Raw genomic sequence first — 22,010 nt, forward strand, 5'->3', positions numbered from 1 at the left:
ACCGTGTCACGCTTCTCCAACCTGGGCCACCGGCTCTACCAGGGCGAAGTCAGCTTCGACTTCGTCGGACGCCGTAAGCTCTGGTACTCCATCTCCGGCGTGATCGTGCTGGTCGCGGCGATCGGCCTGGCCATGGGCCTGCACCTGGGCATCGAGTTCAAGGGCGGCTCGGTCTACACCGTGTCCAAGCCCGGCCTGACGGTCTCCCAGGCGCAGGACACCGCCAACGGGGTCGTCTCCACGCACCCGCTGGTCCAGTCGACCGACAGCGGCAAGATCCGCATCCAGGTCAGCACCGAGGAGTCGAAGAGCTCGGACGAGATCCGCTCCGAGCTCTCGCAGAAGCTCGGCGTGCCGCTGGACACCGTCGAGGCCCAGGTGATCGGCCCCAGCTGGGGCAAGCAGATCTCCCAGAAGGCGCTCACCGGTCTGATCGTCTTCATGGTCCTGGTGACGGTCTACCTGGCGATCGCCTTCGAGTGGCGGATGGCGGTCTCCGCCCTGGTCGCCCTCATCCACGACCTCCTGATCACCATCGGCGTGTACGCCCTGGTGGGCTTCGAGGTCACCCCGGGTACGGTGATCGGCTTCCTGACCATCCTCGGTTACTCGCTCTACGACACGGTCGTCGTCTTCGACACCGTGAAGGAGAACACCAAGGGGATCACCAAGCAGAACAAGCTCACCTACAGCGAGGCCGCCAACGCCGGCCTCAACCAGACCCTGGTGCGCTCGCTCAACACCACCGTGGTGGCGCTGCTGCCGGTCGCCGCGCTGCTGTTCATCGGTGGCGGCCTGCTGGGCGCCGGCACCCTGAACGACATCTCGCTCGCGCTGTTCATCGGCCTCGCGGCCGGTGCCTACTCCTCGATCTGCGTCGCCACCCCGCTGCTGGCGCAGCTCAAGGAGGAGCAGCCGGAGATGAAGGCCCTGCGCAAGCGGGTCCTGCAGCACCGGGCCGCCGCGGCCGCCAAGGCCGAGGCCGCGGACGGTGCCGAGGCGGACGGGGAGCCGACGGACGAGGAGCAGCCTGCGGGTATGGTCGGACAGCGTGGCCGGTCGGCCGGCACCGCCCGTGCCAAGGGCCGTCCGTCCACCAAGCGCTGACCCCGGGCACGACCCAGGGGCCCCACCGGACCGTTAAGGACAGAACCGTGACCACCGTCGACACCGCACTGGCCGAGCTGCTGAACAGCCGGATCCGGGACGTCCCGGACTACCCGAAGCCGGGTGTGCTGTTCAAGGACATCGCGCCGCTGCTCGCCGATGCCGAGGCCTTCGGCGCCCTGACCGGCGCGCTGGCGGACCGGGCCAAGCAGCTCGGTGCGACCAAGGTGGTGGGCCTGGAGGCGCGCGGCTTCGTGCTGGCGGCTCCGGCGGCCTTCGCGGCCGGCCTCGGCTTCGTGCCGATCCGCAAGCAGGGCAAGCTGCCCGGCGAGGTGTTCCGGCGCTCGTACGAGCTGGAGTACGGCTCGGCGACGCTGGAGGTGCAGTGCGACGCCTTCGCTCCCGGTGAGCGGGTGCTGGTGGTGGACGACGTGCTGGCCACCGGCGGCACCATCGGCGCCTCGCTGGACCTGGTGAAGGAGGCCGGGGCCGAGCTGGCGGGCGTCGTGGTGCTGATGGAGCTGGGCTTCCTGGACGGCCGCGAGCGGCTGGCCGGGCACCTGGACGGCGCTCCGCTGGAGACGCTGGTCACGGTCTGACGGACACCTCGGGAGGACGGCGGTCGGAACATCCGACCGCCGTCCTCCCGTTTCCTGGCACGGCCGGATGAACACCCCGGCGCCCGGCTCGGTACCATGAAGATTCATCCCCTCCCGGTTCTGCCCGACCGTTCGGGTCCCGGCAGGGGTCGGCCCCGGTGCCCCGAGGAGTTGTCCTTGCCCGACGAGGTTGTGCCCACGGCCGCAGCGGCCACCCCCGAAAACCGTCCCACGCCCTCGGGGGCCACCCCGGCACGCCCGGCGCCGACCTCGTCGCGTTCGCTCGGCCCCTCCGGCCGCGGCTCCACCGGCGGCATGCGAGCCCGGCTGGCCCGCCTGGGCGGCCAGCGCTCCAGCGTGCTCAACCCCGTCCTGGAGCCGCTGTTCCGCTCGATCCGGGCCAACGACCCCAAGGCCGACCCGGCGCTGCTGCGCGACATCGAGAAGGCGTACGCGGTCGCCGAGAAGTGGCACCGCGGGCAGAAGCGCAAGAGCGGCGACCCGTACATCACCCACCCGCTGGCCGTGGCGACGATCCTGGCCGAGCTCGGCATGGACGCCCCGACCCTGATGGCCGGGCTGCTGCACGACACCGTCGAGGACACCGACTACGGCCTGGAGACCCTGCGCAAGGACTTCGGCGACTCGGTGGCCCTGCTGGTGGACGGCGTCACCAAGCTGGACCGGGTCAAGTTCGGCGAGGCCGCGCAGGCCGAGACCGTCCGCAAGATGGTCGTGGCGATGGCCAAGGACCCGCGGGTCCTGGTGATCAAGCTGGCCGACCGCCTGCACAACATGCGCACGATGCGCTACCTCAAGCGGGAGAAGCAGGAGAAGAAGGCCCGCGAGACGCTGGAGATCTACGCCCCGCTGGCGCACCGGCTGGGCATGAACACCATCAAGTGGGAGCTGGAGGACCTCGCCTTCGCGATCCTCTACCCCAAGATGTACGACGAGATCGTCCGGCTGGTCGCCGAGCGCGCCCCCAAGCGGGACGAGTACCTGGCGACCGTCATCGACCAGGTCCAGGCGGACCTGCGTGGCGCCCGGATCACCGCCTCCGTCACCGGCCGGCCGAAGCACTACTACTCGGTCTACCAGAAGATGATCGTCCGGGGCCGGGACTTCGCCGAGATCTACGACCTGGTGGGCATCCGGGTCCTGGTCGACACCGTCCGCGACTGCTACGCGGCGCTGGGCACCATCCACGCGCGGTGGAACCCGGTGCCGGGGCGGTTCAAGGACTACATCGCGATGCCCAAGTTCAACATGTACCAGTCGCTGCACACCACGGTGATCGGTCCCGGGGGCAAGCCGGTCGAGCTGCAGATCCGCACCTTCGACATGCACCGGCGGGCCGAGTACGGCATCGCCGCGCACTGGAAGTACAAGCAGCGCGCGGTGGCCGGGGCGTCCAAGGTGCGTACCGACACCCCGACCCAGGTCCGCAAGGACGACAAGGCCGGCGCCGTCAACGAGATGGCCTGGCTGCGGCAGCTGCTGGACTGGCAGAAGGAGACCGCCGACCCGGGCGAGTTCCTGGAGTCGCTGCGCTTCGACCTCGCCAGCAACGAGGTCTTCGTCTTCACCCCCAAGGGCGACGTGATAGCCCTGCCGGCCGGGGCCACCCCGGTCGACTTCGCCTTCGCCGTGCACACCGAGGTCGGCTACCGGACGATAGGCGCCCGGGTCAACGGGCGGCTGGTGCCGCTGGAGTCGACCCTGGAGAACGGCGACACCGTCGAGGTGTTCACCTCCAAGGCGGAGAACGCCGGCCCGTCCCGGGACTGGCTGGGCTTCGTCAAGTCGCCGCGTGCCCGCAACAAGATCCGCGCCTGGTTCTCCAAGGAGCGTCGCGAGGAGGCGATCGAGCACGGCAAGGAGGCGATCGTCCGGGCGATGCGCAAGCAGGGCCTGCCGATCCAGCGGATCCTGACCGGCGACTCGCTGGTCACCCTGGCCCACGAGATGCGCTACCCCGACATCTCCTCGCTCTACGCCGCGATCGGCGAGGGCCACGTCGCCGCGCCGAACATCGTGCAGAAGCTGGTGCAGGCGCTCGGCGGCGAGGAGGGCGCGACCGAGGACCTGGCGGAGACCGCCACCCCGACCCACGACAACCGCCGCGCGGTGCGCCGCCGGGCCAAGGGCGACCCGGGTGTGATCGTCAAGGGCGTCGAGGACGTCTGGGTCAAGCTCTCCCGCTGCTGCACCCCGGTGCCGGGTGACCCGATCGTCGGCTTCGTGACCCGCGGCAACGGCGTCTCGGTGCACCGCGCCGACTGCGTCAACGTGGACGCGCTGAGCCAGCAGCCGGAGCGCATGATCGACGTCGAGTGGGCGGCCACCCAGTCCTCGGTCTTCCTGGTGGCCATCCAGGTCGAGGCGCTGGACCGCTCCCGGCTGCTCTCGGACGTCACCCGGGTGCTGTCCGACCAGCACGTCAACATCCTGTCGGCGGCGGTGCAGACCTCCCGGGACCGGGTGGCGATGAGCCGCTTCACCTTCGAGATGGGCGACCCGAAGCACCTGGGCCACGTGCTCAAGGCGGTGCGCGGCGTCGAGGGCGTGTACGACGTCTACCGCGTCACCTCCGCCCGCAAGTAGCGGTGCCGCCCCGTCCTGGGGCGGCAAGAGCGCGGAAGGCCCCCCGGGAGTGCTCCCGGGGGGCCTTCGCCGTTCGGCGGGTCAGGGCGGTCAGCCGCTGAACTCCTCCTGGCTCTTGTGCGCCTGGTCCAGCAGGGTCCGCACGCCGGCCAGCTCGGACTCCAGCTTGGCGACCTTGGAGGAGTTGCCGGCCGCGCGGGCCTTGTCCAGGTCGGTCTGGATCTTGTCGGCCTTCGCCTGGAACAGGCCCACCATGCCGGCCGCGCGGGCCTTGGCCTCCGGGTTGGAGCGCTTCCACTCGGCCTCCTCGGCCTCGCGGATGGCCCGCTCGACCGTGTTCAGCCGGCCGTCCAGCTTCGGACGGACCTCGCGCGGCACGTGGCCGATGGCCTCCCAGCGCTCGTTGACCTCGCGCAGCGCGGCCTTGGCGGCCTTGAGGTCGGTGATCGGCAGGATCGCCTCGGCCTCGGTGGCCAGCGTCTCCTTGAGCTTCTGGTTCTCCACCTGCTCGGCGTCCCGCTCGCTGAACACCGAGGAGCGGGCCTGGAAGAAGACGTCCTGGGCGCCGCGGAACCGCGCCCACAGCTCGTCCTCGATGTCCCGCTGGGCCCGGCCGGCGGCCTTCCAGCGCGCCATCAGGTCGCGGTAGGAGGCGGCGGTGCTGCCCCACTCCGTGGACGAGGAGAGTGCCTCGGCCTCGGCGACCAGCGACTCCTTGGTCTGCCGGGCCTTCTCGCGCTCGGCGTCCAGGGTGGCGAAGTGCGCCTTGCGGTGCTTGGAGAAGACCGAGCGGGCGTGCGAGAAGCGGTGCCACAGCTCGTCGTCGCTCTTGCGGTCCAGCCGCGGCAGGCCCTTCCAGGTGTCCACCAGGGCGCGCAGCCGGTCCCCGGCCTCCCGCCACTGGGTGGACTCGGCGAGCTGCTCGGCCTCGGAGACCAGGGCCTCCTTGGCCGAACGGGCCTCGTCCTGGGCCTTGGCGCGAGCGGCCTTGCGCTCCTCGCGCCGGCTCTCGATCTCACCGGCGAGCGTGTCCAGCCGCTTGGCCAGGCCCTCCAGGTCGCCGACCGCGTGCCCCTCGACCACCTGGGCACGCAGGTGCTCCAGCGCGGTCTGGGCGTCCTTCGCGGCCAGGTCGGTGGTGCGCACCCGCTTCTCCAGCAGGCCGATCTCCACCTCGATGCCCTGGTACTTGCGCTCGAAGTAGGCGAGGGCCTCCTCGGGCGAGCCGGCCTGCCAGGAACCGACGACGCGTTCACCGTCGGCCGTCCTGACGTAGACCGTGCCCTGCTCGTCCACACGGCCCCACGGGTCGCTGCTCATAGCGCGTCCTCCACATGACGTCGCGCCCGCGCCGGGGCGGCGCGCGTCCGTCGTCCACAGTTGATGTGCGACGGACCGAAAGAGTCCGCCGTCCCCGTCCGCCGTGCCTTGCTGCCGAGGGTGACGGCTAGGCGGGTCCGGGCACCCTATACAACGCCAACATAGGCGACCAGGACCGGTGCTGTCCGCATCCGGGCCGGGCGATTTCGGTCCGGGGCCGTGGGGGGGGGGGGGGGGGGGCGGCCCCCCCCCCCCCCCCCCCCCGGCGCCCCCCCCCCCCCCCCCCACGCGCGGTTGTGGGGTGGGGGCGCCGCGCCCCCCCCCCCGCCCGCCCCCCCCCCGCCCCGCGCCCCCCCCCCCGCCCCCCCCCCCCGCCCGCCCCCGCCCCCCCCCCCCCCCCCCCCCCCCCCCCCCCCCCCCCCCCCCGGCCCCGGAGTCGGTCAACCCTTCGCCACCGTAACGGAGTTGAAGGTGACGTCGGCCATCGGGTGGCCGTCCGGCGAGCCCTCCAGGGTGCCCGCGGCGGCGATCTTCTGCACCGCGTCCAGACCGCCGGTGATCTTGCCGAAGGGGGTGTAGTTCGGCGGCAGCTTGGTGTCCTTGTAGACCAGGAAGAACTGGCTGCCGTTGGTGCCCGGGCCCGAGTTGGCCATCGCCACGGTGCCGGCCGGGTACGTCGCGCCGGCCAGGTTCTCGTCCGCGAACTTGTAGCCGGGACCGCCGGTGCCGCCCGGGACGGTCGCGCTGGCGGTCGGGTCGCCGCACTGGAGCACGAAGATGCCGTCGGTGGTGAGGCGGTGGCACTTGGTGTGGTCGAAGAACTTCTCGCCGGCCAGGAAGGCGAAGGAGTTCACGGTGTGCGGGGCCTTGGCCGCGTCCAGCGCGATCGTCACCTTGCCGCAGTTGCTGTCCAGCGTCATGGCGTACGAGCCGCTCGGGTCGATCGTCATCGGCGGCTCGGCCTGCCACTGCTTGCCGCTGGGCGCGCCCGGCGCCGGGGCGGCGCAGCCCTCGACCGGCTTGCGGGTCGGGGTGGTCGGCTCGGCGGTCGGCGCCGCCTGGGCGCTGTTCGCGGCCGAGGCCTTCTTGTCGCCCTTGTCGTCCGAACTGAACGCGCCGGTGGCGATCAGGGTGCCACCGCCGGCCAGCACCACGACCGCGAGCGAGGCGCCCAGGATCGTGTTGCGCCGCTTGCGCGCGGACTCGGCCGCGACGCGGCGCTCCAACTGGCGCTCGTACTTCTCTCGGGCGAGCTGCCGCCGCCGCTGTTCGCTGCTGACCACCGGCCGTGTCTCCTACGGATGTGCGGGAAAAGTGGATGGATTCCGGAGCGGATCATCGCATCCCTCGGCGGCCAAGTGTAGGGACCCGGCCCGTAAGAACGCGGTGAACCTGTCAGGCCGCGTGCCCCGCGACCGCCATCTGGTTCGCAACCGGACCCGGACCGCCGGTAGGCTGCGCTTACACCACTTGACTTGTATCCCGTAGCCGTCGCCGACCACATCACGAAGGACGAGCGTGTTCATCGCCGGATTCCCCGCTGGAGCCTGGGGCACCAACTGCTACCTGGTCGCTCCGGCGGCGGGCGAGGAGTGCGTCATCGTCGATCCCGGCCACCAGGCGGCCCGGGGCGTCGAGGAGATGGTCCGCGAGCACCGGCTGAAGCCTGTCGCCGTGCTGCTTACCCACGGCCACATCGACCACGTGGCCTCGGTGGTCCCGGTCTGCGGCGCCCGCGGCGTCCCGGCCTGGATCCACCCCGAGGACCGCTACATGATGTCCGACCCGGAGAAGGCGCTCGGCCGTTCCCTGGGTACCCAGCTGATGGGCGAGCTCACCGTCGGCGAGCCCGACGACGTGCGCGAGCTCACCGACGGCAGCGTGCTGGAGCTGGCCGGCCTGAAGCTCACGGTGGACCACGCCCCGGGCCATACCGGGGGGTCGGTGACCTTCCGGACGCCCGGTGCCGAGGACCTCCCCCCGGTGCTGTTCTCGGGCGACCTGCTGTTCGCCGGCTCCATAGGGCGTACCGACCTCCCGGGCGGGGACAGCGAGGCGATCATGAACTCGCTGGCCCGGGTGTGCCTGCCCCTCGACGATTCCACCGTGGTCCTCTCCGGCCACGGCGGTCAGACCACCATCGGCCGCGAGCGCGCCACCAACCCCTACCTCCGACAGGCAGCAGGGGCGGCGGGCGCCCCGGCTTTCCCGCGACGAGGAATGTGACGGAAGAGAAGTTGAGCACCTTCACCGCCCCCAAGGGCACCTACGACCTGCTGCCCCCCAGCTCCGCGACCTTCCTGGCGATCCGCGACCGGCTCTCCGGGCCCTCCCGCCGGGCCGGTTACGGCTACGTCGAGACCCCGGTCTTCGAGGACGTGAAGCTGTTCTCCCGCGGTGTCGGCGAGTCCACCGACATCGTCTCCAAGGAGATGTACACCCTCACCACCAAGGGCGGCGACGAGCTCGCGCTGCGCCCCGAGGGCACCGCCCCGGTGCTGCGCGCCGCCCTCCAGGCCAACCTGCACAAGCAGGGCAACCTGCCGGTCAAGCTCTGGTACTCCGCCTCGTACTACCGCTACGAGCGCGCCCAGAAGGGCCGCTACCGCCAGTTCTCCCAGGTCGGCGCCGAGGCGATCGGCGCGGAGGACCCGGCGCTCGACGCCGAGCTGGTCATCCTGGCCGACGACGCCTTCAGCTCGCTCGGCGTGCGGAACTACTCGCTGCTGCTCAACAGCCTCGGCGACAAGCAGTGCCGCCCGGTCTACCGCGCCGCGCTGATCGAGTTCCTCTCCGGCCTGGACCTGGACGAGGAGACCCGTCGCCGCGCCGAGATCAACCCGCTGCGCGTCCTCGACGACAAGCGCGAGTCCGTGCAGGCCCAGCTGGTCGACGCGCCGATGCTGCGCGACTACCTGTGCGAGGAGTGCAAGGCGTACCACGAGAAGGTGCGCGAGCTGCTCACCGCGGCGGGCGTGGCCTACGTGGACGACCCCAAGCTGGTGCGCGGCCTGGACTACTACACCCGCACCACCTTCGAGTTCGTGCACAACGGCCTCGGCGCCCAGTCCGCGATCGGCGGCGGCGGCCGCTACGACGGCCTGTCCGAGATGATCGGCGGCCCGGCGCTGCCGTCCGTCGGCTGGGCGCTCGGTGTGGACCGTACCTTCCTCGCGATGGAGGCCGAGGGCATCACCCTCGACCTGCCGTCCGCCACCGCCGTGTACGCCGTCGCGCTCGGCGAGGAGGCCAAGGACGTCCTGTTCGCCAAGGTGACCGAGCTGCGCCGGGCCGGCGTGGCCACCGACCTCGCCTTCGGCGTCAAGAGCATCAAGAACGCCATGAAGTCCGCCGACCGGTCCGGCGCCCGCTTCGCCCTGATCGCCGGGGACCGGGACCTCGCCGAGGGCGTCGTCCAGCTCAAGGACCTGAGCACCGGCGAGCAGACCCCCGTCGCCCTCGACGCACTCGTCACCACCCTGAAGGAGAAGCAGCTGTGATCCGCACGCACGACGCGGGCACGCTCCGCCCGGAGCACGCAGGCACCACCGTCACCCTGGCCGGCTGGGTCGCCCGCCGCCGCGACCACGGCGGCGTCGCCTTCATCGATCTGCGCGACGCCTCCGGCACCGTGCAGATCGTGGTCCGCGACCTCGACTCGGTGCACGGCCTGCGCGCCGAGTACTGCGTCAAGGTCGTCGGCGACGTCCGGGTCCGCCCCGAGGGCAACGAGAACCCCGACATCCCGACCGGCGCCGTCGAGGTCGTCGTCAGCGAGATCGAGGTGCTCTCCGAGGCCGCCCCGCTGCCCTTCCCGGTCGCCGAGTACGAGCCCGGCACGGTCAACGAGGAGGTCCGGCTGCGCTACCGCTACCTGGACCTGCGCCGTGAGGGCCCGGCCAAGGGCCTGCGCCTGCGCTCCAAGGTCAACAACATCATCCGCCGGGTGATGGAGGAGAACGACTACCTCGACATCGAGACGCCGTACCTCACCCGCTCCACCCCCGAGGGCGCCCGCGACTTCCTCGTCCCGGTCCGCCTCCAGCCCGGCCACTGGTACGCCCTGCCGCAGTCGCCCCAGCTGTTCAAGCAGCTGCTGATGGTGGCCGGCATGGAGCGCTACTACCAGATCGCCCGCTGCTTCCGCGACGAGGACTTCCGCGCCGACCGGCAGCCGGAGTTCACCCAGCTGGACATCGAGGCCTCCTTCGTCGACCAGGAGGACATCCTGGCCCTCGGCGAGAAGATCATCGGCGCCATCTGGCGCGAGGTGCACGGCTACGAGGTCCCGAACCCGCTGCCGCGGATGACCTACGCGGACGCCATGGGCCGCTACGGCTCGGACAAGCCGGACGTCCGCTTCGGCCAGGAACTCACCGACCTGACCGAGTACTTCAAGGGCACCGACTTCCGCGTCTTCCAGGCCCCGTACGTCGGCGCCGTGGTCATGCCCGGCGGTGCCTCGCAGCCGCGCAAGCAGCTGGACGCCTGGCAGGACTGGGCCAAGGCGCGCGGCGCCAAGGGCCTGGCGTACGTCCTCATCGACGCCGAGACCGGCGAGCTGCGCGGCCCGGTCGCCAAGAACCTCTCCGAGGAGCACCTGGCCGGCCTCGCCGCCGCCGCGGGCGCCAAGAACGGCGACGCGGTCTTCTTCGCGGCCGGCAAGGAGCGCGCCTCGCAGGAGCTGCTCGGCGCCGCCCGTCTGGAGATCGGCCGCCGCTGCGAGCTGATCGACGAGTCCAAGTGGGCCTTCCTCTGGGTCGTCGACTTCCCGATGTTCGAGCCGATCGAGGACGACAAGGGTCAGTTCCAGGGCTGGCACGCGGTGCACCACCCGTTCACCGCCCCGACCGCGGAGTCGCTGGCCACCTTCGACACCGACCCGGGCTCGGCGCTGTCCAACGCCTACGACCTGGTCCTCAACGGCTCGGAGCTGGGCGGCGGTTCGATCCGTATCCACCAGCGCGACGTGCAGAAGCGGGCGTTCGACGCGATCGGCCTCTCCGAGGAGGAGGCGGCCTCGCAGTTCGGCTTCCTGCTGGACGCCTTCAACTACGGCCCGCCGCCGCACGGTGGTGTCGCCTTCGGCCTGGACCGCATCGTCACGCTGCTGGGCGGGTACGACACCATCCGGGACGTCATCGCCTTCCCGAAGACGTCCACCGGCGGCGACCCGCTGACCGGCGCCCCGACCCCGATCACCCCGGCGCAGCGTCGCGAGGCCGGTGTGGACGCCCAGCCGAAGGTCCGCGAGGACGCCAAGGGCGAGGCTCAGCCCAAGTCCTGACACCGCGTCATCCGCTAACCTGCAACGGCCCCGGACGGTCCACCCACCGTCCGGGGCCGGTCCACAACGGTGTGTGACACAGGGAGGGTTGACTCAATGCAGGTCACAACGAGAGTCGAATGTCCGGACGATGCCCCGGCGACCAGGCGCGTCCACATGGCCGCGTTCCCCGGCCCGGACGAGGCGGACCTGGTGGACGCGCTGCGCCGCGATCCCGCCTGGCTGCCCGGCCTGTCCGTGGTGGCGGTCGACCGGACCGGGCTGGTGATCGGGCACGCGCTGCTGAGCCGGCTGCGGGTCGGCGACGGCACGGGGCTGGCGCTCGCGCCGGTCGCGGTGGCGCCCGAGTGGCAGCGCCGGGGGGTCGGCGAGCTGGTCGTCCGGGCCGCGCTGGCGGCGGCCGAGGACGCGGGCGAGAAGCTCGTGGTCGTCCTCGGCGATCCGGAGTACTACAAGCGGTTCGGCTTCGCGCCGGCCGGGCGGCACGAGGTCACCGGCCCGTTCGAGGTTCCGGAGACGTACTTCCAGGCGCTGCCGCTGACGGGGTACGACGGCGGCCCGCGCGGTCTCTGCAGCTACCCCGAGCCCTTCCTCGCCCTCTAGGGCCCGTCTCCCTCGGGTGCCTCTCCCAGGGCCGGTCCACGAGACCGCCCCGGTCGCCACGCCCCGCCGACCTGCGGATCCGGCCAGCGGCGCCTACGGTGAGTGCTCATCAGCATTCGACCGAACGGAGGACCCGAGGGTGGGCGAGCAGCAGCGCGGCGGCAAGCCGGAGAAGCTGGCCAAGAGGCCGTACGAGAGGGAACTGCTGCGGCTCCAGCAGGAGCTGGTGAAGCTCCAGGAGTGGGTGCGGGTCGAGGGCGCCCGGCTGGTGGTGGTCTTCGAGGGGCGTGACGCGGCGGGCAAGGGCGGAGCGATCCAGCGGGTGACGGAGTACCTGAATCCGCGCATCGCCCGGGTCGCGGCGCTGCCCACGCCGACCGAGCGGCAGAAGACCCAGTGGTACTTCCAGCGCTACGTCGAGCACCTGCCGGCCGCCGGGGAGATCGTGCTGTTCGACCGCAGCTGGTACAACCGCGCGGGTGTCGAGCGCGTGATGGGCTTCTGCGACGACGACGAGTACTGGCAGTTCCTGCACCAGTGCCCGACCTTCGAACGGATGCTGATCGAGTCGGGCATCCTGCTGCGCAAGTACTGGTTCTCGGTGAGCGACACCGAGCAGGAGCGGCGGTTCCGGGACCGGCTGGAGGACCCGATGAAGCGCTGGAAGCTCTCCCCGATGGACGTCGAGTCGATCACCCGCTGGGAGGACTACTCGCGGGCCAAGGACGAGATGTTCCTCCACACCGACATCCCGGACTCGCCCTGGCACGTGGTGGAGAGCGACGACAAGCGCCGGGCCAGGATCAACATGATCGCCCACCTGCTGTCCACCGTGCCGTACCAGGAGACGAAGGTCCCGCAGATCAAGCTGCCGCCCCGCCCCGCGTCGCGCGGCTACCAGCGCCCCCCGCGTGACCTGCAGAAGTACGTCCCGGACCACGCCGCCGCGCTGGAGTAGCGGCCCGGGCTGTCCGGGGCCTCGCATAGGCTTCCGGTGTGGACGAACCGGACCTCTTCACCGCCGCAGCCGAGGAACGCCAGAGCAGGGAGCCCGGCCGGGCGCCCCTGGCCGTACGGATGCGTCCGCGCACCCTGGACGAGGTGGCCGGGCAGCGGCAGCTGCTGAAGCCCGGCTCGCCGCTGCGCCGGCTGGTCGCGGGCTCGCGCGGCCCGGCGGCGACCAGCTCGGTGATCCTCTGGGGGCCGCCCGGCACCGGCAAGACCACCCTGGCGCACGTGATCAGCCAGGCGGTCGAGGGCCGCTTCGTGGAACTGTCCGCGATCACCGCCGGGGTCAAGGAGGTCCGGGCGGTGATCGACGGCGCCCGGCGGGCGGTCGGGATGTCCGGCCGGGAGACCGTGCTCTTCCTGGACGAGATCCACCGCTTCTCCAAGGCCCAGCAGGACTCTCTGCTGCCGGCCGTGGAGAACCGGTGGGTCACCCTGATCGCGGCGACGACGGAGAACCCGTACTTCTCGGTGATCTCCCCGCTGCTGTCCCGCTCGCTGCTGCTCACCCTGGAGTCGCTGACCGACGAGGACATCCGGGCGCTGCTGCGCCGCGCGGTGGCCGACGAGCGCGGCCTGGAGGGCGCGCTGGAACTGTCCGCGGAGGCCGAGGACCACCTGGTGCGCCTGGCCGGCGGGGACGCCCGCAAGGCGCTCACCACCCTGGAGGCGGCGGCCGGGGCGGCGCTGGAGGAGGGTGAGCCGAGCATCACGCTGGCCCTCACCGAGACGGCGGTCAACCACGCGGCGGTGCGCTACGACAAGGACGGCGACCAGCACTACGACGTGGCCAGCGCGCTGATCAAGTCGATCCGCGGCAGCGACGTGGACGCCACCCTGCACTACCTGGCCCGGATGATCGAGGCGGGGGAGGACCCGCGGTTCATCGCCCGCCGGCTGATGATCTCGGCCAGCGAGGACGTCGGCCTGGCGGACCCGACGGCCCTGCAGACGGCGGTGGCGGCGGCCCAGGCGGTGGCCCTGATCGGCTTCCCGGAGGCCCGGATCATCCTCTCCCAGGCGGCCATCGCGCTGGCCCTCGCGCCCAAGTCCAACGCCGCCTACCTGGCGATCGACGCGGCGCTGGCGGACGTCCGGCAGGGCCTGGCCGGCGCCGTCCCGTCCCACCTGCGGGACGCCCACTACGGCGGCGCGGGCAAGCTCGGCCACGGCAAGGGCTACCGGTACCCGCACGACCTGCCGGAGGGCATCGCCGCCCAGCAGTACGCGCCGGACGCGGTGCACGGCAAGGAGTACTACCAGCCGACCAGGCGCGGCGGCGAGGCCCGGTACGCGGACGTGGTGGAGTGGACGCGCGGGCGGCTGCGGGGGGAGCGCAGGGTGGAGAAGAAGGACGGGAAGAAGCCCGAGGAGCAGCCCGGGGAAAAGGGCGAGTGATCCACCGGTATACTTCGTCGGAGTGCCATGTCCCGGGACGGCGGCGGGGGAGACCCCACCGACCGGCCGCACCAGCGGGGCATCGGCGGTAGGCCTCCTCCGGGAGGCCCGCACCAGGAGCGTCGCGCACCGTCACCGGTGTCGCGGGCGGCCCGGGTTCCCGGGTCGGTCCGTGTGACCAGCACTTCCGTGCCCGGCTCCGGAGAGCGGCTGATCCCATCGCGCAGGCGGCGGGGTTTTCTCCGGGTCGCGACATGCGACCTCCGTCAACACCTGGTGAAGCCGTATTCGTAAGCAAGGAAGGTTTGGTTCATGGCGAACCAGAAGCGTCCCAAGGTCAAGATCGCGCGCGCGCTCGGTGTGCCGCTGACCCCGAAGTCCGTCAAGTACTTCGAGGCCCGCCCGTACCCGCCCGGCCAGCACGGCCGTGGCCGCAAGCAGAACTCGGACTACAAGGTCCGTCTGCTCGAGAAGCAGCGTCTGCGCGCTCAGTACGACCTGAGCGAGAAGCAGATGGCGCGCGCGTTCGACCGCGCGAAGAAGGCCGAGGGCAAGACCGGTGAGGCGCTCGTCGCCGACCTGGAGACCCGTCTGGACTCCCTGGTCCTGCGTTCGGGCATCGCCCGCACCATCTACCAGGCCCGCCAGATGGTCGTCCACGGCCACATCGAGGTCAACGGCGGCAAGGTCAACAAGCCGTCGTTCCAGATGAAGCCCGGCTTCGTGGTGACCGTCCGCGAGCGCAGCAAGGAGAAGGTCCCCTTCCAGGTCGCCCGTGAGGGTGGCTACGCGGGTGAGGGCCAGACCCCGAAGTACCTCGAGGTCAACCTGAAGGCCCTGGCCTTCCGCCTGGACCGTGCGCCGCAGCGCAAGGAGGTCCCGGTGATCTGTGACGAGCAGCTGGTCGTCGAGTACTACTCGCGCTGACCCGGCTTCGCTCTTCGCGAACACCAGCGAGCCCCCGTCGCCTTCCGAGGCGACGGGGGCTCGTCCCTTTTCCCACCGGTGTCAGATGCTCTCGCCGGTCATCGCGGCGGCCAGCCGCAGGTGCGGGCGGGCCTCCTCGGCGCGGCCCTGGCGCTCCAGGGTGCGGCCGAGCATCAGCCGGGCGTAGTCCTCGGCCGGGTCGGCCTCCAGGATCCGCAGCAGCTCGGCCTCGGCGCGGCGCAGCTGGGCCGAGTGGAAGTAGCTGCGGGCCAGCAGCAGCCGGACGGAGAGGTTGGTCGGCTCCTCGGCCAGTACGCCTTCGAGCGTGCGGGCCGCGTCGGTGTACGCCTTGGAGTCGAAGTAGAACTTCGCCATGCGGTACTCGTCGGCGGCGTTGTTGACGGCCATGGTGTTCCTTCCGGGCGGTTACTTGCCTCCTCAAGCAATCGGCAAGTTTCAACTATTCCGCGCCGGTGAGGGCGCCGACGCGGGGGGCGCCGAGCGGGGGCCCGGGGCCGGCCCGGGGGCCGCCGCCGAGCCCCCGCCGCCGAGCGCCCGGACGACCGCCGCGTCCAGGTCCAGCAGGGTGCCGGCCTCGTAGCAGTCCTCGTACTCCTGGGCGGTCAGCCCGGCCAGGGCCCGCTCCGCGCACTCCTGGTGCGGGCCGAAGAAGTTCCGCGAGCCCAGGAACGGGTTGCCGACCGTGCGCCAGAGCCGGTGCGCGGCCCCCTGCAGCACCCGGGCCTCGCGCAGGTCACCCGGCTCGCCCGGTCTGCCCGGCTCCGTCTCCAGCAGCGCCAGCAGGTCGACGCCAAGCGCGAGGCCGAGCAGGTCGTGGAAGAGGTGGTGCAGCCGTACGCACTCCCGGGCCAGCGTCCGGGCGGGCTGGACGGCGCCGTCCAGCCAGTGCGAGTACGCCATCGCGTAGTGCACGTACCCGTAGGCCCACTGCTCGCCGTGCTCCTCGCACAGCTCGCGGGCCTGGCGGAACCAGAGCTCGCCGCTGTCCAGGTCGCCCTGGAACAGGTAGGCCAGGCCCAGTTCCAGCATGGCCATCACCACGTTGCTGTTGAGCTCGCCGATGGTCCGGTAGTGCCAGAGCGCCTCCTCGAACAGCTCGGCGGCCCGGTCGGGGTCGTCGCCGACCAGCGCGACACAGCCCTGGCGGTGGACGGCGTAGGCCAGGGCCCGGTCGTCGCCGGTGTTCAGCGCCTGGCGGCGGCAGTCCTCCAGTGCCGGGCGGGCGAAGCCGAGGTCGCCCTGGAGGACGGCCAGGTGACCGGTGACCCAGAGCGCCTTCGCCCGGGCCTCGGTGGGCTCGCGGTCCAGGGCGAGCGCGCGGTCCAGCCAGTGCCGGCCCTCGCCGAGGTGGCCGCAGCCGACCCAGTAGAACCAGAGCGTGGCGGCCAGCAGCAGGGCGATCTGCTCCTCGCCGGGCTCGCCGAGGCAGTACTCCAGCGCCGCGCGGAGGTTGCCGTGGGCGAGCCCGGTGCGCTCGGCGGTCTCCGCCTGCCGGGGGCCGAACCACTCGACCTCGCCCCAGGTGGCGACGCCCAGGTACCAGTCGCGGTGGCGGCGCAGCAGCCGCTGCTCCTCGCCGGCGGCGCGCAGCCACTGGCCGCCGTACTCGCGCAGGGAGTCCAGCAGCCGGAAGCGCACGCCGAAGGCGCTGTCCTCGCTCAGGACGACGGACTTCGCCACCAGCTCGTCGAGGAGGTCGAGCACCTCCTCGGCCTCGATGCCCTCGCCGGCGCAGACGTACTCGGCGGCCTCCAGGTCGAAGCCGCCGGCGAAGACCGACAGGCGGGCCCAGAGTAAACGTTCCTGCACGGTGCACAGCTCATGGCTCCAGCCGATCGTCGTGCGCAGCGTCCGGTGCCGGGGCAGGGCCGTCCGGGAGCCGCCGGTGAGCAGCCGGAAACGGTCGTCCAGCCGGGCGGTGACCTGCTCCACGGACAGCGCGCGCAGCCGCCCGGCGGCCAGCTCCACGGCCAGCGGCAGGCCGTCCAGCCGGCGGCAGAGCAGCGCGACCGCCTCCGCGTTGGCCTCCGTCACCTCGAAGGACGGCAGCACCGCCCGGGCCCGGTCGGCGAACAGCCGGACCGCGTCCGGCAGCGCGCCCGGCCGCACCGGGCCGGGCGGCGCGAGGTCGACCGGCAGCGGCGCGAGGGCGAGCAGGTGCTCGCCCGAGGCCCGCAGGGCGGTGCGGCTGGTGGTCAGCAGCCGCAGGCCGGGCAGCGCCCGCAGCAGCGCGTCGGCCAGGTCCGCGCAGGCCTCCACCAGGTGCTCGCAGCCGTCCAGCACCAGCAGCAGGCGCCGGCCGGCCAGCCGCTCGGCCAGGACGTCCAGCGGCGGACGGGCGGTGCCGTCGGCGAACCGCAGCGCCTCCAGGACGGCGTCGCCGAGCAGCAGCCCGTCCTGCACCGGGGCCACGTCCACCAGCCAGGTGCCGTCCGGGAACGCGCCGGCCGCCCGGGCCGCCGCGCGCAGCGCCAGCCGGCTCTTGCCCACGCCGCCGGGACCGGTGACGGTCACCAGCCGGGCCGAGGCCAGCAGGCCGGTCAGCTCGGCCAGTTCGTCCTGCCGCCCGACGAAGGCCGTCACCTCGGCCGGCAGCCGGCCGGGCTCGGGACCGTCCGGTCCCGCCCCGGGCTCCCAGGGCTGTGCTCTCCGGTCCCCGGCCAAAGGCTGCTCCCCGTGCTCCAGGCCGGACCGCCGCGGTCCGGACGTGCGTCGGGCCGTACGGGCGACGGCCTGCCAGGCAGAACGAGGTGACCGGCCGGTAGGTTACGCGCGCGGATCGCACATCCGACCGGATCGCCGGGGAAAGAACCCGGTCCGGGAATCAGGCGTGGGCGCGATAGGGTTCCGTCTGAAGAACTGCAAGGCGAGGGAGCGCGCAAGGTGTCCGTGGGAGAGCTGGCCGGATTGCTCGTCGCCGTGTTCTGGGCGGTCCTGGTCACCCTGCTCGCCGTCGTGCTGGTCCGCCTCTCCCGGGTGCTCAAGGAGGCCGCCGTCCTGGTCTCCGCGGTGACCGAGCAGGCCGTCCCGCTGCTGACCGACGCGGGCGCCGCCGTGCGCAGCGCCAACCAGCAGCTGGAGCGGGTGGACGAGATCACCGCCAACGTGCAGGACGCCGCCGCCAACGCCAACGCGCTCTCCTCCACCGTGGCCGCCACCCTGGGCGGACCGCTGGTCAAGGTCGCGGCGTTCAGCTACGGCGTGCGCAAGGCCGTCGCGCGGCAGCAGGGCGGTCTGCCGCCGGTGCCGTCGCAGGCCGGCGAGCGCGAGGAGCTGGCCCGGCTGGTCCGGGCCGAGGTGCGCGCCGCGACCGCGCCCAGGACCGGCCTGCTCTCCCGGGTCCGGCGTGCGGTGAGGGGCTGACGGCATGGGACGCGTCTTCTGGATGGCGGTCGGCGCCGGCGCCACCGTCTGGGCCATGAAGAAGGCCAACGAGGCCGCGCAGCGGCTCACCCCGGACAGTCTCTCCGGCACCGCCGCGCGCGGTGCGCTGCACCTGGGGGACCTGGCCAAGCAGTTCGCCCAGGACGTGAGGGCCGGAATGGCCGAGCGCGAGGAGCAGCTGAAGGACGACCTCGGGCTGCACGGCACCGCCGTGGCGGAGCCCCGCGGGGCCCGCGGTGCCCACCCGTCGCCCACCACCACCCTTCTTGGGAAGCGCTCCGCGCTGCCCCCCTCGCGGGAGCCGCAGTACCGAGCTATCTCGGCGGCGCCCGGTAGCCCGGCCGCCGCCCTGCCTCCGTCCCGCGCCCGTTCCGTACCCGACGGCGCCCGTACCACCCCCCAGACCACTGAAGAAACGCCCCGCCGTGCCCTGCCGCCGCGGGGCGGCACCCCGAACCGGAAGGACCAATAATGGAGTCGGCTGAGATCCGCCGCCGCTGGCTGCGCTTCTTCGAGGAGCGCGGCCACACCGTCGTTCCGTCGGCGTCCCTGGTCGCCGACGACCCCACCCTGCTGCTCGTCAACGCCGGCATGGTGCCGTTCAAGCCCTACTTCCTGGGCGAGGTCAAGCCGCAGTTCTCGCGCGCCACCAGCGTCCAGAAGTGCGTGCGCACCCTGGACATCGAGGAGGTCGGGAAGACCACCCGGCACGGCTCCTTCTTCCAGATGTGCGGCAACTTCTCCTTCGGCGACTACTTCAAGGAAGGAGCCATCAAGTTCGCGTGGGAGCTGCTCACCAGCCCCGTCGCGGACGGTGGCTACGGCCTGGAGAAGGAGAAGCTCTGGATCACCGTCTACAAGGACGACGACGAGGCCGAGCAGATCTGGCGTGACGTCATCGGCGTGCCCTCCGAGCGCATCCAGCGCCTGGGCATGAAGGACAACTTCTGGTCGATGGGCGTCCCCGGCCCGTGCGGCCCGTGCTCGGAGATCAACTACGACCGCGGCCCCGCGTACGGCGAGGAGGGCGGCCCGGCCGTCAACGGCGAGCGCTACCTGGAGATCTGGAACCTGGTCTTCATGCAGTACGAGCGCGGCCACGGCGACGGGAAGGACGGCTTCGAGATCCTCGGCGACCTGCCGAGCAGGAACATCGACACCGGCCTCGGCCTGGAGCGCCTCGCCGCCGTCCTGCAGGGCGTCGACAACCTCTTCGAGATCGACACCAGCCGGATGATCCTCGACCGCGCCGCCGAGCTCACCGGCCACAGCTACGGCGCCGACCACAAGTCGGACGTCTCGCTGCGCGTGGTCACCGACCACATCCGCACCGCGCTGATGCTGGTCGGCGACGGCGTCACCCCGGGCAACGAGGGCCGCGGCTACGTGCTGCGCCGCATCCTGCGCCGCGCCATCCGCAACATGCGCCTGCTGGGCGCCACCGAGCCGGTGTCCAAGGAGCTCATCGACGTCGCGATCAAGGCGATGGCCCCGCAGTACCCCGAGCTGGAGGCCGACCGCAAGCGCATCGAGACGGTCGTCGTCGGCGAGGAGGCGGCCTTCCTCCAGACCCTGAAGGCCGGCACCAACCTGCTGGACGTCGCGGTCACCGAGACCAAGCAGTCCGGCGGCGCGGTGCTCTCCGGCGAGCAGGCGTTCAAGCTGCACGACACCTACGGCTTCCCGATCGACCTCACCCTGGAGATGGCCGAGGAGCAGGGCCTCCAGGTGGACGAGGCCGGCTTCCGCCGCCTGATGCAGGAGCAGCGGGACCGCGCCAAGGCGGACGCCAAGGCCAAGAAGATGGGCCACGCCGACGTCGCCGCGTACCGCGAGGTCGCCGACAAGTCCGGTGCCAGCGTCTTCACCGGCTACGCCCTCACCGAGGGCGAGGCCACCGTGGTCGGCCTGCTGGTGGACGGCGTTCCCTCGCCGGCCGCCTCCGAGGGCGACGAGGTCGAGATCATCCTCGACCGCACCCCGTTCTACGCCGAGGGCGGCGGCCAGCTCGCCGACCAGGGCCGGATCCGGCTGGAGTCCGGCGCGGTGGTGGAGATCCGCGACGTGCAGCAGCCCGTCCCGGGCGTCATCGTGCACTCCGGCGGGGTGCTGTTCGGCGAGGTCGTGCTGGGCGCCTCGGCGTACGCCACGATCGACACCGAGCGCCGCCGGGCGATCGCCCGCGCCCACTCGGCCACCCACCTGACCCACCAGGCGCTGCGTGACGCGCTCGGCCCGACGGCCGCCCAGGCCGGCTCCGAGAACGCCCCCGGCCGCTTCCGCTTCGACTTCGGCTCGCCCGCCGCCGTCCCCGGCAGCGTGCTGGTCGACGTCGAGCAGAAGATCAACGACGTGCTGACCCGCGAGCTGGAGGTCACCGCCGAGGTCATGACGATGGACCAGGCCCGCAAGGCCGGCGCCATCGCGATGTTCGGCGAGAAGTACGGCGACGAGGTCCGGGTCGTCACCATCGGCGACTTCTCCAAGGAGCTGTGCGGTGGCACCCACGTCGGCAACACCGCCCAGCTGGGCCTGGTGAAGCTGCTCGGCGAGTCCTCGATCGGCTCCGGCGTGCGCCGCGTCGAGGCGCTGGTCGGCTCCGACGCGTACCGCTTCCTGGCCCGTGAGCACACCGTGGTCTCCCAGCTCACCGAGCTGGTCAAGGGCCGCCCGGAGGAGCTGCCGGAGAAGATTTCGGGCATGCTCGCCAAGCTCAAGGACGCCGAGAAGGAGATCGAGCGCTTCCGCGCCGAGAAGGTGCTGGCCGCCGCGGCGGGCCTGGCCGACTCGGCCGAGGACGTGCACGGCATCGCCGTGGTCGCCGCTCAGGTCGCCGACGGCGTGGGCGCGGACGAGCTGCGCAAGCTGGTCCTGGACGTGCGCGGCCGCCTGGGTTCGCGCCCGGCCGTGGTCGCCGCCTTCACCGTGGCGAACGACCGCCCGCTGACCGTGATCGCCACCAACGAGGACGCCCGCGGCCGCGGCATCAAGGCCGGCGAGCTGGTCCGCACCGCCGCCAAGACCCTCGGCGGCGGCGGTGGCGGCAAGGACGACGTCGCCCAGGGCGGCGGCTCCAACCCGGCCGCGGTCGGCGAGGCCATCGCCGCGGTGCGCGGTCTGGTCGCGGAGCGCGCCAGCTGATGGAGCAGGAGGAGAGGCCCTTCCGGCGTGGGCGGCGGATCGCCGTCGACGTCGGGGACGCCCGGATCGGGGTCGCGTCCTGCGACCCCGACGGGGTGCTCGCCACGCCCGTGGAGACCGTCCCGGCCGGGGTGAAGTCGCAGGCCAGGATCGCCGCCATCGTCGACGAGTACGGCGCGATGGAGGTGATCGTCGGGCTGCCGCGCTCGCTCAGCGGCAAGGAGGGCCCGGCGGCGGAGAAGGTCCGGGCGTACGCGGCCCGGCTGGCGAACCGGGTCTACCCGGTGCCGGTGCGGCTGGTGGACGAGCGGATGTCGACCGTCACCGCGACCCACGGGCTGCGCGCGTCCGGGGTCAAGGCGAAGAAGGGCCGCTCGGTGGTCGACCAGGCCGCCGCGGTGGTGATCCTCCAGACCGCCCTTGAGTCCGAACGGGTGAGCGGACGCCCGCCGGGTGAGAGCGTCGAGGCGGTCGGCTGACCGGCCTGGTCTAACGTCCCGTCGAGGGGCCCGTGCGGACGCGTCCGCACGGGCCCCTTCTCGTTCGTCTCCCTGTCCGGTCCGGATCGGTCCGTATCGATCCGGACCGGTTCGGGACCGCCGAAGGGG

Annotated in this window: 18 protein-coding genes; 14 read left to right on the top strand and 4 right to left on the bottom strand. The window is 72.2% G+C overall.

The window, feature by feature from the left end:
- Positions 1-3 precede the first annotated feature (3 nt).
- The 3 genes from secF to ACGF0D_RS06460 all read left to right on the top strand — a co-directional run bounded on the left by secF (position 4) and on the right by ACGF0D_RS06460 (position 4,313).
- The gene (secF, locus tag ACGF0D_RS06450; RefSeq protein WP_392874689.1) at positions 4-1,107 is read left to right on the top strand and encodes a protein translocase subunit SecF; all 1,104 of its coding nucleotides are present in this window, start codon (positions 4-6) and stop codon (positions 1,105-1,107) included.
- 47 nt (positions 1,108-1,154) lie between these two features.
- Positions 1,155-1,706 carry an adenine phosphoribosyltransferase gene (locus ACGF0D_RS06455; protein ID WP_392874692.1) on the top strand — a complete coding sequence of 184 codons (552 nt, stop codon included), beginning with the start codon at positions 1,155-1,157 and terminating at the stop codon, positions 1,704-1,706.
- A 120-nt stretch (positions 1,707-1,826) separates the two neighbouring features.
- Entirely contained in the window at positions 1,827-4,313 is a 2,487-nt protein-coding gene (locus ACGF0D_RS06460; protein WP_392875771.1) for a RelA/SpoT family protein, read from the top strand.
- A gap of 90 nt (positions 4,314-4,403) precedes the next feature.
- Here the strand turns inward: ACGF0D_RS06460 and ACGF0D_RS06465 are convergent, their stop codons facing one another.
- The gene (locus tag ACGF0D_RS06465; RefSeq protein WP_392874695.1) at positions 4,404-5,633 is read right to left on the bottom strand and encodes a DUF349 domain-containing protein; all 1,230 of its coding nucleotides are present in this window, start codon (positions 5,631-5,633) and stop codon (positions 4,404-4,406) included.
- 440 nt (positions 5,634-6,073) lie between these two features.
- The gene (locus ACGF0D_RS06470; RefSeq protein WP_392874698.1) at positions 6,074-6,916 is read right to left on the bottom strand and encodes a peptidylprolyl isomerase; all 843 of its coding nucleotides are present in this window, start codon (positions 6,914-6,916) and stop codon (positions 6,074-6,076) included.
- A gap of 235 nt (positions 6,917-7,151) precedes the next feature.
- Between ACGF0D_RS06470 and ACGF0D_RS06475 the strand changes: the two genes are divergently transcribed.
- From ACGF0D_RS06475 to rpsD, 7 genes are all read left to right on the top strand, one after another.
- Complete coding sequence (locus tag ACGF0D_RS06475; protein WP_074002379.1) at positions 7,152-7,859, top strand: MBL fold metallo-hydrolase; 708 nt, start codon at positions 7,152-7,154, stop codon at positions 7,857-7,859.
- Positions 7,860-7,870: 11 nt separating this feature from the next.
- A complete protein-coding gene (gene hisS, locus ACGF0D_RS06480; RefSeq protein ID WP_392914163.1) occupies positions 7,871-9,133 on the top strand; it encodes a histidine--tRNA ligase in 1,263 nt (420 codons plus the stop codon).
- Positions 9,130-10,920: an aspartate--tRNA ligase gene (gene aspS / locus ACGF0D_RS06485; protein ID WP_392874704.1), complete on the top strand. Its 1,791-nt coding sequence runs from the start codon at positions 9,130-9,132 to the stop codon at positions 10,918-10,920. Before hisS ends, aspS begins: the two co-directional genes overlap by 4 nt.
- A gap of 156 nt (positions 10,921-11,076) precedes the next feature.
- Positions 11,077-11,523 (top strand): GNAT family N-acetyltransferase, encoded by a 447-nt coding sequence (locus ACGF0D_RS06490; protein ID WP_392874707.1) that lies wholly within the window; start codon positions 11,077-11,079, stop codon positions 11,521-11,523.
- Between the two features lie 139 nt (positions 11,524-11,662).
- Entirely contained in the window at positions 11,663-12,481 is an 819-nt protein-coding gene (gene ppk2, locus ACGF0D_RS06495) for a polyphosphate kinase 2 (RefSeq protein WP_392874710.1), read from the top strand.
- 38 nt (positions 12,482-12,519) lie between these two features.
- Positions 12,520-13,929 carry a replication-associated recombination protein A gene (locus ACGF0D_RS06500; protein ID WP_392914164.1) on the top strand — a complete coding sequence of 470 codons (1,410 nt, stop codon included), beginning with the start codon at positions 12,520-12,522 and terminating at the stop codon, positions 13,927-13,929.
- A 312-nt stretch (positions 13,930-14,241) separates the two neighbouring features.
- Complete coding sequence (gene rpsD, locus ACGF0D_RS06505) at positions 14,242-14,856, top strand: 30S ribosomal protein S4 (RefSeq protein ID WP_030240707.1); 615 nt, start codon at positions 14,242-14,244, stop codon at positions 14,854-14,856.
- Positions 14,857-14,937: 81 nt separating this feature from the next.
- On the opposite strand, the gene ACGF0D_RS06510 is transcribed toward rpsD, so the two are convergent.
- Both ACGF0D_RS06510 and ACGF0D_RS06515 read right to left on the bottom strand, forming a co-directional pair.
- On the bottom strand, positions 14,938-15,264 hold the full coding sequence (locus ACGF0D_RS06510; protein WP_392874716.1) for a tetratricopeptide repeat protein: 327 nt from the start codon (positions 15,262-15,264) through the stop codon (positions 14,938-14,940).
- Positions 15,265-15,312: 48 nt separating this feature from the next.
- Entirely contained in the window at positions 15,313-17,541 is a 2,229-nt protein-coding gene (locus tag ACGF0D_RS06515) for an ATP-binding protein (protein WP_392914165.1), read from the bottom strand.
- Between the two features lie 219 nt (positions 17,542-17,760).
- On the opposite strand from ACGF0D_RS06515, the gene ACGF0D_RS06520 reads away from it, so the two are divergent.
- The 4 genes from ACGF0D_RS06520 to ruvX are packed head-to-tail and all read left to right on the top strand — an operon-like array spanning position 17,761 to position 21,881.
- A complete protein-coding gene (locus ACGF0D_RS06520; protein WP_392874721.1) occupies positions 17,761-18,240 on the top strand; it encodes a DUF948 domain-containing protein in 480 nt (159 codons plus the stop codon).
- A gap of 4 nt (positions 18,241-18,244) precedes the next feature.
- Entirely contained in the window at positions 18,245-18,733 is a 489-nt protein-coding gene (locus ACGF0D_RS06525; RefSeq protein WP_392874724.1) for a DUF6167 family protein, read from the top strand.
- Entirely contained in the window at positions 18,733-21,402 is a 2,670-nt protein-coding gene (alaS, locus tag ACGF0D_RS06530; protein WP_392914166.1) for an alanine--tRNA ligase, read from the top strand. Before ACGF0D_RS06525 ends, alaS begins: the two co-directional genes overlap by 1 nt.
- A complete protein-coding gene (gene ruvX, locus ACGF0D_RS06535) occupies positions 21,402-21,881 on the top strand; it encodes a Holliday junction resolvase RuvX (RefSeq protein WP_392874730.1) in 480 nt (159 codons plus the stop codon). The genes alaS and ruvX overlap by 1 nt, the downstream gene beginning before the upstream one ends.
- Positions 21,882-22,010: the final 129 nt, after the last annotated feature.

Source organism: Kitasatospora sp. NPDC048298 (assembly GCF_043201465.1).
Classification (GTDB): domain Bacteria; phylum Actinomycetota; class Actinomycetes; order Streptomycetales; family Streptomycetaceae; genus Kitasatospora.